Origin of the sequence: Flavobacterium flavipigmentatum (assembly GCF_020911905.1) — a bacterium.
Taxonomy (GTDB): Bacteria; Bacteroidota; Bacteroidia; order Flavobacteriales; family Flavobacteriaceae; genus Flavobacterium; species Flavobacterium flavipigmentatum.
Window position 1 is genome coordinate 3,176,147 of the sequence record NZ_CP087133.1, and the last position, 14,153, is coordinate 3,190,299.

Annotated in this window: 11 protein-coding genes; 8 read left to right on the forward strand and 3 right to left on the reverse strand. The window is 34.9% G+C overall.

The features are described from left to right. Window positions 1–227 precede the first annotated feature (227 nt). From ilvD to acs, 5 genes are all read left to right on the forward strand, one after another. Complete coding sequence (gene ilvD / locus LNP22_RS13650) at window positions 228–1,901, forward strand: dihydroxy-acid dehydratase (protein ID WP_229973946.1); 1,674 nt, start codon at window positions 228–230, stop codon at window positions 1,899–1,901. Between the two features lie 57 nt (window positions 1,902–1,958). Beyond that, window positions 1,959–3,656, forward strand: a complete 1,698-nt coding sequence (gene ilvB, locus LNP22_RS13655) for a biosynthetic-type acetolactate synthase large subunit (protein ID WP_229973947.1) — start codon at window positions 1,959–1,961, stop codon at window positions 3,654–3,656. Between the two features lie 84 nt (window positions 3,657–3,740). Continuing rightward, complete coding sequence (gene ilvN / locus LNP22_RS13660) at window positions 3,741–4,262, forward strand: acetolactate synthase small subunit (protein WP_229973948.1); 522 nt, start codon at window positions 3,741–3,743, stop codon at window positions 4,260–4,262. A 65-nt stretch (window positions 4,263–4,327) separates the two neighbouring features. Then, complete coding sequence (ilvC, locus tag LNP22_RS13665; protein ID WP_229973949.1) at window positions 4,328–5,797, forward strand: ketol-acid reductoisomerase; 1,470 nt, start codon at window positions 4,328–4,330, stop codon at window positions 5,795–5,797. A 505-nt stretch (window positions 5,798–6,302) separates the two neighbouring features. Next, window positions 6,303–8,213, forward strand: coding sequence for an acetate--CoA ligase (gene acs / locus LNP22_RS13670; protein WP_229973950.1), 1,911 nt, complete (start codon window positions 6,303–6,305; stop codon window positions 8,211–8,213). 246 nt (window positions 8,214–8,459) lie between these two features. Here acs and LNP22_RS13675 read toward each other — a convergent pair whose 3' ends face one another. The 3 genes from LNP22_RS13675 to LNP22_RS13685 all read right to left on the reverse strand — a co-directional run bounded on the left by LNP22_RS13675 (window position 8,460) and on the right by LNP22_RS13685 (window position 12,015). Next, window positions 8,460–10,259 (reverse strand): M56 family metallopeptidase, encoded by a 1,800-nt coding sequence (locus LNP22_RS13675; protein ID WP_229973951.1) that lies wholly within the window; start codon window positions 10,257–10,259, stop codon window positions 8,460–8,462. A gap of 5 nt (window positions 10,260–10,264) precedes the next feature. Further along, entirely contained in the window at window positions 10,265–10,633 is a 369-nt protein-coding gene (locus LNP22_RS13680; RefSeq protein WP_229973952.1) for a BlaI/MecI/CopY family transcriptional regulator, read from the reverse strand. 167 nt (window positions 10,634–10,800) lie between these two features. After that, window positions 10,801–12,015, reverse strand: a complete 1,215-nt coding sequence (locus LNP22_RS13685; RefSeq protein ID WP_229973953.1) for an MDR family MFS transporter — start codon at window positions 12,013–12,015, stop codon at window positions 10,801–10,803. A 97-nt stretch (window positions 12,016–12,112) separates the two neighbouring features. Here LNP22_RS13685 and LNP22_RS13690 point away from each other — a divergent pair, with 97 nt between their 5' ends. The 3 genes from LNP22_RS13690 (at window position 12,113) to LNP22_RS13700 (ending at window position 14,152) form a co-directional block, all read left to right on the forward strand. Then, window positions 12,113–12,712, forward strand: a complete 600-nt coding sequence (locus LNP22_RS13690) for a DUF1684 domain-containing protein (RefSeq protein WP_229973954.1) — start codon at window positions 12,113–12,115, stop codon at window positions 12,710–12,712. Further along, window positions 12,712–13,359, forward strand: a complete 648-nt coding sequence (locus LNP22_RS13695; protein ID WP_229973955.1) for a TatD family hydrolase — start codon at window positions 12,712–12,714, stop codon at window positions 13,357–13,359. The genes LNP22_RS13690 and LNP22_RS13695 overlap by 1 nt, the downstream gene beginning before the upstream one ends. Before the next feature lie 76 nt (window positions 13,360–13,435). Beyond that, complete coding sequence (locus LNP22_RS13700; RefSeq protein ID WP_229973956.1) at window positions 13,436–14,152, forward strand: tRNA threonylcarbamoyladenosine dehydratase; 717 nt, start codon at window positions 13,436–13,438, stop codon at window positions 14,150–14,152. Window position 14,153: the final 1 nt, after the last annotated feature.

Genomic DNA, 14,153 nt, shown 5'->3' on the forward strand with positions numbered 1-14,153 from the left:
AAAAGTTGAGAATTTATTTTTTTAGTCCTTATAGTTTTTATACTTTTACAGAGCTAAAAAAAACAAATAATGCAAATCTCAATTATTATTACTACTGTCTTTGTTGTCAATGTGATTCACACATCTGCATCGGGAATGTTATAAATATAATTGAAAAAATATATTATAAACCTTCCAGATATTGGGAGGTTTTTTTTTGAATAAAAATTAAAATACAATTTAACATAATGGAATTAAATAAGTACAGCAAAACCATCACTCAAGATCAAACACAACCTGCAGCGCAAGCGATGTTGTATGGTATTGGTTTAACTGAAGAAGATTTGAAAAAAGCACAAGTAGGCATTGTCAGCATGGGTTACGAGGGAAATACCTGCAACATGCATTTGAACGATTTGGCAAAAGATGTTAAAAAAGGGGTATGGGATGCAGATTTAGTCGGACTTATTTTTAATACTATTGGAGTGAGTGATGGGATTTCAAACGGTACAGATGGAATGCGTTTTTCATTGGTTTCCCGCGATGTTATTGCCGATTCTATTGAGACTGTTATGGGCGCACAATGGTATGATAGCTTGATTGCTATTCCGGGTTGCGATAAAAATATGCCAGGAGCTTTGATGGCAATGGGAAGAGTAAACAGACCCGCTATAATGGTTTACGGAGGATCTATTCATTCAGGAACATGGAAAGGAGAATCGTTAAATATTGTTTCTGCTTTTGAAGCTTTGGGAAAAAAATTTAAAAACGAAATTTCACCAGAAGATTTTAAAGGGGTAATACAAAATGCTTGCCCAGGAGCAGGTGCCTGTGGCGGAATGTACACAGCCAATACTATGTCTTCTGCGATTGAAGCGTTGGGAATGAGTTTACCATATAGTTCTTCAAACCCTGCTTTGAGTGACGAAAAAAAGCAAGAATGCCTTGATGCAGGAAAAGCGATCAGAATATTATTAGAAAAAGATATAAAACCAAAAGATATCATGACACGCAAAGCCTTTGAAAACGCAATCACTTTGGTGGCGGTTTTAGGAGGTTCTACCAATGCTGTCATGCATCTTATAGCAATGGCTCATGCTGTAGATGTGGATATTACAATTGATGATTTTCAAAGAATTAGTGATAAAACACCTGTTCTTGCCGACTTAAAACCTAGTGGTAAATACATGATGGAAGATATTCACGCTGTTGGAGGAGTTCCTGCCGTGATGAAATATTTGCTAAAAGAAGGTTTGATTCATGGAGATTGTTTGACTGTAACAGGAAAAACAGTAGCCGAAAATTTATCTGGAATTCCAGATTTACAGGATGGTCAGCAAGTAATTCATGAAATTCAGAAGGCCTTAAAACCAACCGGAAATATTCAGATTTTATACGGTAACCTTGCTTCTGAAGGTGCTGTAGCTAAAATTAGCGGAAAAGAAGGAGAATATTTTGAAGGGCCGGCTGTAATTTTTGAAGGTGAATTTGATGTTATTCCCGGTATTCAGGCCGGAAAAGTAAAACCGGGTGATGTCGTCGTCATCAGGAATTGTGGACCAAAAGGTGGTCCTGGAATGCCCGAAATGCTAAAACCGACTTCTGCCATTATAGGAGCAGGACTAGGAAGTAGCGTTGCTCTGATTACAGATGGTAGGTTTTCCGGAGGTTCACATGGTTTTGTGGTAGGTCACATAACACCTGAAGCGTATGATGGAGGCGGTATTGCACTTGTAGAAGAAGGCGATTTAATTGCTATTGATGCCGTAAAAAACACCATCGACCTTAAAATATCCGATGAAGAATTTGCTGAAAGAAAAGCTAACTGGGTTCAGCCCGCTTTGAAGGCGACAAAAGGAGTTTTGCTTAAATATGCAAGGTCTGTTTCTAGCGCTTCTACCGGTTGTGTAACCGATAAATAATCGACAAAAACGAATTTGAAATGTATTTTTTCAAATTCTAAACAATAAAATTACCAAATGGGAAAGATAAAAATATCAGGCGCCGAAGCCGTTATTAGATGTTTGCTGGCAGAAGGAGTAGACTTGGTTTATGGTTATCCGGGAGGAGCTATAATGCCGGTTTATGACGAATTATATAAATTTCAAGATCAATTACATCATGTTTTAGTACGTCACGAACAAGGTGCAACACACGCTGCCCAAGGATATGCGAGAGCTACAGGAAAAGTTGGGATCGCAATTGCTACCTCTGGTCCAGGTGCTACAAATTTAGTTACAGGAATTGCAGATGCACAAATAGATTCGACTCCGATGGTCTGTATCACGGGGCAGGTGGGAAAACATTTATTGGGTTCTGATGCTTTTCAGGAAACTGATATTATCGGAATTTCAACCCCGGTTACCAAATGGAATTATCAGGTTACAGAGGCTTCTGAGATTCCTGAAATCATTGCAAAAGCATTTTATATTGCCCGTTCCGGCCGTCCAGGTCCTGTATTGATTGATATTACTAAAAATGCTCAATTTGATGAACTTGAATTTAGTTACGAAAAATGTACTTCGATCAGAAGTTATGTTCCGGTTCCTAAATTAAAATTAGATCAAGTGGCTGCGGCCGCAGAATTAATTAATACTGCTAAAAAACCCTTTATCGTTTTTGGTCAAGGAATTATTTTAGGCCAAGCCGAAGCTGAATTTAAAGCTTTGGTTGAAAAATCAGGAATTCCTGCCGCCTGGACGATTCTTGGACTTTCGGCTTTGCCAACGGATCATCCTTTAAATGTTGGAATGTTGGGAATGCACGGAAATTACGGACCTAATTTATTAACCAACGAATGTGATGTTTTAATAGCTTTCGGAATGCGTTTTGATGATCGTGTAACGGGAGATTTGAAGACTTATGCCAAACAGGCAAAAGTGATTCATTTTGAAATAGATCCGTCAGAAATTGATAAAAATGTAAAAACCGAAGTAGCAGTTTTAGGTGATGTAAAAGAAGCTTTGACGGCCTTATTGCCTCTAATTGAGCAGAAATCGCATGAATCTTGGCACAACGAGTTCAAAGAAAAACAAAAAATTGAGTTTGAATCGGTAATAAAAGAAGAATTGAATCCGACAAATGATAAAGGTATTTCGATGGGAGAAACTATCGAAATGATCAATAAACATTCAAAAGGTGATGCCATTATGGTTTCGGATGTGGGCCAGCATCAAATGTTCGCTTGTCGTTATGCAAAATTCAATTCGACCAAAAGTAATATTACTTCCGGAGGTTTAGGAACTATGGGATTTGCGTTGCCTGCTGCAATTGGAGCTAAAATGGGAAGACCGGATCGTGAAGTAGTCGCTATTATCGGTGATGGAGGTTTTCAGATGACGATTCAGGAATTAGGTACTATTTTTCAAACCAAAATTCCAGTTAAAATTGTCATTTTAAATAATGAATTCTTAGGAATGGTACGTCAGTGGCAGGAATTGTTTTTTGACAACAGATATGCTTCCACCAACATGATCAATCCCAATTTTGTAGCCATTGCTGAAGGCTATTATATTAAAGCAAAAAAAGTCACCAAACGTGAGGATTTAGATGCTGCTGTAGCAGAAATGATGGCTTCAAAAGATTCTTATTTCTTAGAAGTAATGGTCGAAAAAGAGAACAATGTATTTCCAATGATTCCTACTGGAGCCAGTGTTTCTGATATTAGATTGAGCTAGAGAAAAAAAGTTTCAAGTTTCAGGTTGAAAGTTTCAAGTTAAGATGGGGACTTGAAACCTGAAACAAAAATAAACTAAAAAAAGATGGAAGATAAAACATTTACCATATCGGTATATTCAGAAAATAACGTTGGATTGTTGAACAGGATATCTGGAATATTCTTAAAGCGACACATTAATATATTGAGTCTAAACGTTTCAGAGTCAGAAATCGAGAATGTTTCTCGGTTTATCATTGTAGTTAGCACAACCGAAAAATGGGTTCAGAATATTGTAGGCCAGATTGAAAAGCAAATTGAAGTGATAAAAGCTTTTTATCATACAGATGAAGAAACCATTTTTTTAGAAAATGCATTGTTCAAAATTGCTTCCAATTTATTATTTGATGAAAAACAAATTCAGAATATCATCAAAGATAGCCAATCGACAATTGTAACGGTTTCTCGTGATTTCTTTGTGATTTCAAAATCAGGAAGACGTTCCGAAATTGAAGAATTATATGAAAAATTTAAACCATTTGGCATCATGCAATTTGTACGTTCGGGAAGAATATCAGTTTCTAAAGAAAAAATGGAGATATCAACATTATTGGAATCATTCAAATAATACAATTTTAATCAACGGTTAATCAAATCATTAAATTACACATTCATTAAATATTTTTAAAAAAAATGGCAAATTATTTCAACACATTACCACTTAGATTACAATTAGAACAATTAGGCGTTTGCGAATTTATGGAGCAATCTGAATTTGCAGACGGAATTTCGGCATTAGCAGGAAAAAAAGTTGTTATTGTTGGTTGTGGTGCACAAGGTTTGAATCAAGGTTTAAACATGAGAGATTCAGGTTTAGACATTTCGTATGCGTTGCGCGCTGATGCAATTGCAGAAAAAAGACCTTCTTATAAAAATGCTTCCGAAAACGGTTTTAAAGTAGGTACTTATGAAGAATTGATTCCGACTGCTCACTTGGTTTGTAACTTAACGCCAGACAAACAACATACCGCGGTAGTTACTGCTATTATGCCATTAATGAAAAACGGTTCTACATTAGCCTATTCTCACGGATTTAATATTGTAGAGGAAGGAATGCAAATTCGTAAAGATATTACGGTTATCATGTGTGCGCCTAAATGCCCAGGTTCTGAGGTGCGCGAGGAATATAAAAGAGGTTTTGGTGTACCAACACTTATTGCGGTTCACCCGGAAAATGATCCAAATGGCTTTGGCTTAGATCAGGCAAAAGCGTACGCTGTAGCAACAGGCGGTCATAAAGCAGGAGTTTTGAAATCATCATTTGTGGCTGAAGTAAAATCAGATTTAATGGGTGAGCAAACAATTCTTTGCGGATTGTTGCAGACGGGTTCTATTTTGTGTTTTGATAAAATGGTAGAGAAAGGAATTGCACCTGCTTATGCTTCAAAATTCATCCAATATGGATGGGAAACCATCACAGAAGCTTTGAAACATGGTGGTATCACCAATATGATGGACCGTCTTTCTAATCCTGCAAAAATTGAAGCGTATGAATTGGCAGACGAATTAAAAGATATTATGCGTCCGTTATTCCAGAAGCATCAGGATGATATTATTTCTGGGGAGTTCTCCAGAACAATGATGATTGACTGGGCCAATGATGATGTAAATTTATTAAAATGGAGAGCGGCAACAGGAGAAACTAACTTTGAGAAAACAGCTCCGCAAGAGGCTCCAATTCCAGAGCAGGAATATTTTGATAATGGCGTTTTGATGATTGCAATGGTCAAAGCTGGTGTTGAGTTGGCATTTGAAACTATGACAGAAGCTGGAATTATTGAAGAATCAGCATACTATGAGTCTTTGCACGAATTGCCTTTGATTGCCAATACAATAGCAAGAAAAAAATTATTTGAAATGAACCGTGTAATTTCGGATACAGCCGAATATGGTTGTTATTTATTTGATCATGCTTGTAAGCCTCTATTGACTGAATTCATGAAAAAAATTGATACAAATGTAATTGGAAAACCATTTTCAACTTCAAACGGAGTAGACAATGCTGTTTTAATTGCCGTAAATAAAGAAATTCGCCAACATCCTATCGAAGAAGTGGGAGAATGGTTGAGAGCGTCTATGACCGCAATGAAAAAAATTGGATAATAAAATTGGGAATTACCACACATCAAAATGTGATGGGATTTGTACTGTATCTTAGATTTAAATATAATATTTTGAATTAGTAAGCACTTATTTTTAAATAATACAGATATAGATGCATATTACATTTGCTTAACCTCATAACAATTGTAGTTAAGTTGCGGTAATCTCAAGGATTGGGGTACGTTTAGTTGATGAGCGTACTTGTTGAAATTTCTGTTTTAATTAATTAAAGTTGCTACTATTTTTACAATAGTACAAAGTTGGTAATTGTTAATTACAAGATTAATTGTTATTGAAATTGTTTTAGGGAAAAGGCATGGTATTTTTTACCATGCCTTTTATGCAGAAAGTATTCTTTGTTTAAAAAAGTGTTTTTTTATATTAAATACATAAAAAAAAGGTGTTTTTTTTATTATGTGTTTTTTTTTCATAAAATTTATAAATTAAATAGTTTTTAGAATACGTCGATATTTAATACATTTATAAAAAAAAAATTCCACAAGCTATGAGTTATTATAAAATTGAAAATTTAGAACAATATTTTAAGCATTACAATAAATCAATTAGAGAACCAAGAAAATTTTGGGGAAAAATAGCGGAAGAAAACTTCACTTGGTACCAGCAGTGGGACAAAGTGGTGGATTTTAATATGGCTGATGCCGAAGTAAAATGGTTTACAGAAGCCAAAGTTAATATTACCAAAAATTGTATTGACAGACATTTAAGCAAAAGAGGAGAGAAAACGGCAATTATCTTTGAACCGAATAATCCCTCAGAAAGTGCACTGCATATAACGTACAACGAACTTTACGAAAGAGTTTCTAAAATGGCGAATGTTTTGCGCGAGCAAGGCGTTCGAAAAGGAGATCGAGTTTGCATTTATTTGCCTATGATTCCAGAATTGGCAGTTGCTGTTTTGGCATGTGCCCGAATTGGCGCCATACATTCTGTGGTTTTTGCAGGATTTTCAGCCTCTGCTGTTTCGGCTAGAATTAACGATTGCGATTGTAGCATGGTAATTACTTCTGACGGAGGTTACAGAGGAAATAAAACCATCGACTTAAAAGGAATCATCGATGAAGCTTTAGAAAGTAGTCCTTCGGTAACTAAAGTTTTGGTTGTCAAAAGAACGAATACAGATGTTAAAATGAAAGAAGGACGTGATTTATGGTTGCAGCCTTTGTTGGATGCAGCTTTGGATAACAGCGTTGCAGAAATAATGGATGCAGAAGATCCGTTATTTATTTTATACACCTCTGGTTCAACTGGTAAGCCAAAAGGAATGGTACATACGACAGCAGGATATATGGTGTATACTGCTTATACTTTTAAAAATGTATTTAGCTACGAAGAAAATGATATTTTCTGGTGTACTGCTGATATTGGCTGGATTACCGGTCATTCATACATTGTGTACGGGCCATTATTAAACGGAGGAACTACTGTAATTTTTGAAGGAGTACCTTCATATCCTGACTTTAGTCGTTTTTGGGAAATTATAGAAAAACACAAAATAACACAATTTTACACGGCGCCAACAGCTATTCGTTCATTAGCAAAAGAAAGTTTAGATTATATTCAAAAATACCCTCTAAAATCACTAAAAGTTATTGGCTCGGTAGGTGAACCTATCAATGAAGAAGCTTGGCATTGGTTTAATGATCACGTTGGAGATAAAAGATGTCCTGTGGTAGATACTTGGTGGCAGACAGAAACAGGTGGTATAATGATTTCGCCAATTGCATTTGTAACCCCGACAAAACCTACTTATGCCACACTGCCATTACCCGGAATTCAGCCAGTTTTGATGGATGAAAAACGTAATGAAATTGAAGGCAATCAAGTAGTAGGAAGTTTGTGTATTAAATTTCCGTGGCCGGGAATTGCAAGAACCATTTGGGGAGATCACCAACGTTATAAAGACACGTATTTCTCTTCTTTTCCTGGTAAATATTTTACTGGCGACGGAGCATTGAGAGATGAAGTGGGTTACTACAGAATAACGGGTAGAGTGGATGATGTCGTGATTGTATCAGGTCATAATTTAGGGACTGCGCCAATAGAAGATGCGATCAATGAGCACCAGGCTGTTGCAGAATCTGCGATTGTTGGTTTTCCGCATGACATCAAAGGAAATGCCTTGTACGGATATGTAATTCTGAAAGAAACAGGGGAAGTTCGTAATAAAGAAAACCTGATGAAAGAAATCAATCAATACATTTCTGATCACATTGGACCTATCGCAAAATTAGATAAAATTCAGTTTGTATCTGGTCTGCCAAAGACCCGTTCAGGAAAAATCATGCGTAGAATTTTACGTAAAATAGCCGAAGGAGATTTTTCTAATTTTGGTGATACTTCTACTTTATTAAACCCTGAAATTGTAGAAGAAATTATGAATAACAGAATTGCATAACTTTTAAATTACGAGTTACAAAAAGGCGTTTCCTTCTTATTTTTAATAAAGGATAGGCATGAAAATATTTTTTAAAAAAGAGAGGCTATTTTTTGACAGCCTCTCTTTTTTTGAAACATTTGGATATTACTTTTTTGTGGTCAGTAGAATTATTTTCAGGCAGCAACATTCTTAAAAAATGCTTTTAACCCAAAAAAAAACCAGTGTTTTTGATACACTGGTTTTCTTTTTATTGTGGAATATAAATTAGGATTGTTTACTTTTTTTCTCCCTATTCTTCATCTCTTTTTCCTGTTGCTTCATTTCTTTTTCACGCTGCTTCATCTCTTTTTCATACTGTTTCATTTCTATCGCATGTTGTTTCATTTCCTGCGCATGCTGCTTCATATTTACATCATACTGTTTCATATCAGTGCGATATTGCTGAGAGTTGCCACCATATTGCTGTTCCATATATTGATTGTATTTCTCCATATCAGAATTAAAATTTTCCATGGCAATTTCATATTTCTCCATTTCTTTGTCAAAAATAGCAGAGCGTTTTTCCATGATTTCATCAACTTCTTTTTCGTAAGCAGACATATCAGGCTCAAAAGCTTCCATTTTTTTCTCGAAATCCGCCATTTCTTTCTCAAATTTTTTCATCGCTGCCTTATCGTTATGATTGACAGGAGGTGTTGGTGGTTTTGGCAGACCAGACAAATCGGGAGCTGGAGGAGTTGGCATCGGACCCGTTGGAAAAACAGGAGGAGTGGGTGGCGTAGGAGGTGTTGGTGCCAGTCCAGCAACATCATTACTTTGTGTAACTTTAGTTTCAAATGTGCGATTCTCGATCACAATGGGTTTATCAATTGCACCGTCGGTGACTACATTTATTTTTTTTCTTCCGTTATCTGTTGTAACAATGATTCCGCAGCTTTTTATAGGATTGTTTCCTTCTATTTGAATCGTTTGAGCCTCTCCAGTACCTTGCTCAATATCAACTTTTATTGCTGTCAATTCATTATCAGCATTTCTTTTTACCTCAGAAATTAAAACTTCAACATTATGATTTTGTTTTAATTTTTCGGTGATTTCTTTTAATTCCTGATCGGTTGTTGACTTTTTAATTTTGTAAATATCAATTTCTTGTTTCTTTTCAGAAACTTCTTTGATTTCTTTTTTCTCCTGCGCTATAGTTTCAATTTGAAAAATTAACACAAAGGCCACAAGTGCCGGAATAATGGCATAGAACTTCAGATAGTTCCATTTTTTTGATTGATTTTTGTTTAACATGACAATTCGTTTTTTGATTAATGATTGATAAAAATGATTGGTAATGGCAACACAGCTTTCATGTGTTGTTATTTTTAAAAGCGTGTATTGATACGCTTTTTTGTCTGATATTTTTTTTGCAGCTTCACTATCTGCGATAAATTCTAAATTTTGCAAAATGGCTTTTTTGTAGAGCCACATTATTGGATTGAACCAAAATAACACACAAAATACTCTCGAAATCAAAACATCTATAGTATGATTTTGCTCGCTGTGTACTTTTTCATGTTCAACAATATTTTCTAATTCTGATGCGCTGTACATTGATGAGTTGTACACGATGTAATCAAAATAAGAGAAAGGGGCAATATTTTCATTGATATCAACAAATTTAAAATCAGCTTGTTGTTGCACTTTTTTTCCTTTTAAAACTAAATTTAGACTGTAAAAATCAATTCCAAATTTGATTAAAAAAGCGATAAAACCAATCACGTAAACGGCAAACATTACATAATCCCAATTGATTGTAAAACTTTCAATAGCAACAGACTGCGAAGCATTCATCAGCGGATAATTGGTGAACTGGGAAAAAGATGCAACAGGCGTGGGGTCTACCCAAACAATTTTGGTGTATACGATGAGTGGCAATACTATCGAGCTAATTAAACCTGAAAGTAAAAACCATCTGTTACTGTTGAAAAAAGTGTCTTTTCGCAATAAAAAATAATAGGCAAAATAGAACAGCATTAGCAACCCACTAGACTTTGCGATAAAAATGAAAAGTGCTTCCATAGTAATTATTTTTCTTCTTTTGGACTTTCGATCATGGCCAGGATTTCGCGTAATTCTGCAGCAGAAATTTTTTCTTCTTTCGCAAAAAACGAAACCATACTTTTATAAGAGCTGCCAAAATAATTATCAATGGCATTGCTCATAAACCTTTTTCTGTATTCTTCGATGCTTACAATCGGGTAGTATTGGTGTGTGTTGCCAAACGCATGGTGACTCACATATCCCTTTTCCTCCAGATTGCGAACAATAGTAGAGAGTGTGTTATAATGTGGCTGATCCTCAGTAATCTCTGCTTGAACCTCTTTTACAAAAGCTTTTTTTAGCTTCCATAAAATGTGCATGATTTCCTCTTCTTTGTTAGTTAACTTTTGCATTTTTTTAATTTTAATTCAAAGATAAACTATTTTTTTAGTTACACAACTATAAAAATAGTTATTTAACTAAAAAAGAAGTTGAAAGAAAAGTATTAGGCATTAAAAATACTTCTAATTTATATTTAATAAAATGAAAATCAAGTACTTAATTATAAGTGGACTATTTTTTATAATTTTTCATCAATCAAGGCTTTTTTTATCCAGAAGCAGCAAGCTGTTGCGATAATACCAATAGAAGCCATAAAAAACCAGTTGGTTTGGTAGCCCATTCGATCGATGATTTCAAACCCAACTTTAGAGCTGACAATGTGCGCCAAGCTAAAACTCATCGTATATAAGGCCATATATCGACCTTCCTGACCTTTTGTTGCACGACTTAACGCAAAAGCATTCGAAAAAGGAAAAGCCAAGATTTCACCAATCGAAATAAAAATCATACTGATAACCAATATTCCGACCCAAACATTAAGTAGTAAGATGTAAAAACTAATGGCCATTATAAAAGAACCCCAGATAATAATTTTGATTTTTGGAATTCCTTTTCTATCGAGGAAACCAACGGTGGGCATTTCTAAAGCAAAGATTATTAGTCCGTTGAGTGTCATTAAAAGACCTGTTTGAAATTCGGTTAAACCAAATTTTTCGTCATGATATAAAGGTAATGTTGTAAAAAGCTGAAAGAAAATCATGGCAGTAACAAAACTCACAAACAAGAAAACCCAAAATATTTTGTCATGAAAAACTGATTTTGTCTCAATAGAATACTGTGATTGATCATTCTGAATTACTTTTTTCTTCTCTTTAACCAACAAAGCAAAAATTAAAATAGAAATAATGCACGAAGCACCATCAACCCAAAAAAGACCCGAATACCCGATCCCCATAATAATCAAACCACCTAATGCGGGACCCGCAGCAAATCCTAAATTTACTGCGAGACGCACTAAGCTAAGCGCTCGTGTTCTGTTTTCGGGCTTGGCATAAGCTCCCAAAGAGACAAACATAGCGGGACGAAACATGTCTGCAATGGTCATTAGTACAAACATAGCGCTGCAAAGCGCCCAAAATGTAGTTATATATTGCACAAAAAACAACGAAATTCCGCTGGTAAAAAGACTGAAAATCATTACTTTATAGAAACCTATTTTGTCAGATAACTTGCCGCCTAACCAAGATCCTAACATTGATCCTAAACCAAAAGCAACCAAAATCCAGCCAATTTGAACGTAATCAAAATGAAGCTCTTCTTTTAGATATTTGGACAAAAAAGGCAGTACCATCGTTCCGGCACGATTAATAAAAGTGACAACAGTAAGGATCCAGATTTCTCTTGTAAATCCTCTAAAATTATTAATGTAGTGGTTAAAAGCAGTTTTGATCATTATAAAAATGTTATTTGCCGCAAAGTTAGAAAACTTTGTAACGTAGATCGGTTGCTGCTTTGTTACTTTTAAACTATTTTTGCATAAATTTTTGAAGATGAAAAACTTATTTTCTTTTGTTGTAATCCTGATATGGAACTTTGGCTTTGCTCAGGCAAATTTTAGTAAAACTGAAGTTGAAAAATTCCAGAGCACCATTAATGCAGAATTTGCTGATGCTAAAACAAGTCCGTTGATGGAGGAGGATTTAAAAACCTTTAAAACTTTAGAATTTTTCCCGATCAATAAAAACTATTTTGTTGATGCAAAATTTGTAAAAGCAAACAACGAGAAAGTTTTTGAAATGAAAACTACGGGAAAAAGAACACCAAAATATATAAAATACGGAACCGTTTTTTTTACCATTGATGGAGTAGCATTGCGACTGAATGTGTATAGAAATATAGAACTTTCTAAACAGGAGGAATACAAAGATCATTTATTTTTACCTTTTTCGGATGTCACTTCTGGAAAAGAAAGTTACATTGGCGGAAGATATATCGATTTAAAAATTCCAAAAGGAGATATAATTGCAATAGATTTCAATCAGGCTTATAATCCGTATTGTGCTTATAATCATAAGTATTCTTGTCCGATTGTACCCTTAGAAAATGATTTAAAAGTAGCCATAAGAGCAGGAGTTAAAGCATTTCATTAATGGATTTTTTTAATTTTCATACTCATCGCTTTACCAATCAACTTCTTATTTTGGAGTTGGTCAATCAATATCCTCACGAATTTGATAGTACAATTCCGTTTTATTCAATTGGGATTCATCCTTGGTATATAGTTGAAAACAGAATCGATGAAGACCTGAAAATTATAGAAGAAAAATTGCAAACTGAAAATTGTTTGGCAGTTGGCGAATGCGGCATAGATAAGCGAATCGAAATTCCGCTGGAACAACAAATGAAAGTTTTTGAAAAACAGTTGGCTTTGGCCGAAAAATATCAAAAACCTGTTGTAATACACTGTGTAGCGGCTTTTCAGGAAGTAATAGCCATCAAGAAAAAGATGAAAATTTCTGTACCGATGATTGTACATGGTTTTTCTAAAAACAATCAAGTAGCACAACAACTGATTAAAGAGGGTTTTTATATTTCTTTTGGAAAATATTTGCTTCGTAATCCAGATTTAAAAACAGTTTTTCAGAAAGTTCCCATTGACAGATTTTTTCTTGAAACCGATACTATCGATGAAAGTATTGAGCAGGTTTATGAGTTAGCATCAGAATATAAAAACATTACAATCAGAGAATTGAAAGATATTATTGCAAGTAATTTTAGAAAAGTATTTGAGAGATAAAATAGTCAAGCGGATACCTTTAAACTTGAAACAGAGAAAACTTGAAACTAAAAAATAAACAAAAATAAAAAAATATATGGCAGAATGGACGGAAAGAGCCGAACTTTTATTTACAAAAGAGGGATTAGAAAAACTACAAAACGCTAATGTTTTGGTAGTTGGTTTGGGAGGAGTAGGATCGTTTGCAGCCGAATTTCTGGCAAGAGCAGGAGTAGGAAGCATGACCATTGTGGATGGTGATGTAGTAGATATTACCAACATCAACAGGCAATTACCCGCTTTGCATTCGACAGTTGGAGCACCTAAAATAAAGATTGTCGGCGATCGCCTGATGGATATCAACCCAGAACTAAAGCTTACTCGTGTGCAGGAATTTCTTTCGCCAGAACGTGCTTTTGAGATCGTTTCGCCTGATTTTGATTATGTTTTAGATTGTATTGACAGTATCACTCCAAAATTAAATCTAATCATCGCTGCAAAACGCAAGAGAGTCAAAATATTAAGCAGCATGGGCGCAGGCGGAAAAATGTTAGCCTCAAAAGTAAAAGTCACCGACATTTCTAAAACAATAAATTGCTATTTTTCTAAGACAATCCGAAGACGATTGAAAGAGTTTAAAATCAATAAATTAAAAGTAGTTTTTTCGTCTGAAATTCAGGATACAAAAAGTTTAAAATTAACAGACGGGAAAAATTTTAAAAAATCCTTCTACGGAACAAACAGCTATATGCCCGGATTATTTGGTCTGCATGCAGCCGAAACCGTGATCAGACATTTACTTAAAAACGAGTAAT

What these genes read in the sequence shown, in the direction of transcription:
- ilvC (WP_229973949.1), top strand. Translation starts at nt 4,328, where the DNA reads ATGGCAAATTATTTCAACACATTACCACTTAGATTACAATTAGAACAA.
- LNP22_RS13675 (WP_229973951.1), bottom strand. Translation starts at nt 10,259, where the DNA reads ATGGAAGCACTTTTCATTTTTATCGCAAAGTCTAGTGGGTTGCTAATG.
- LNP22_RS13690 (WP_229973954.1), top strand. Translation starts at nt 12,113, where the DNA reads ATGAAAAACTTATTTTCTTTTGTTGTAATCCTGATATGGAACTTTGGC.
- ilvN (WP_229973948.1), top strand. Translation starts at nt 3,741, where the DNA reads ATGGAAGATAAAACATTTACCATATCGGTATATTCAGAAAATAACGTT.
- LNP22_RS13680 (WP_229973952.1), bottom strand. Translation starts at nt 10,633, where the DNA reads ATGCAAAAGTTAACTAACAAAGAAGAGGAAATCATGCACATTTTATGG.
- acs (WP_229973950.1), top strand. Translation starts at nt 6,303, where the DNA reads ATGAGTTATTATAAAATTGAAAATTTAGAACAATATTTTAAGCATTAC.
- ilvB (WP_229973947.1), top strand. Translation starts at nt 1,959, where the DNA reads ATGGGAAAGATAAAAATATCAGGCGCCGAAGCCGTTATTAGATGTTTG.
- LNP22_RS13685 (WP_229973953.1), bottom strand. Translation starts at nt 12,015, where the DNA reads ATGATCAAAACTGCTTTTAACCACTACATTAATAATTTTAGAGGATTT.
- ilvD (WP_229973946.1), top strand. Translation starts at nt 228, where the DNA reads ATGGAATTAAATAAGTACAGCAAAACCATCACTCAAGATCAAACACAA.
- LNP22_RS13695 (WP_229973955.1), top strand. Translation starts at nt 12,712, where the DNA reads ATGGATTTTTTTAATTTTCATACTCATCGCTTTACCAATCAACTTCTT.
- LNP22_RS13700 (WP_229973956.1), top strand. Translation starts at nt 13,436, where the DNA reads ATGGCAGAATGGACGGAAAGAGCCGAACTTTTATTTACAAAAGAGGGA.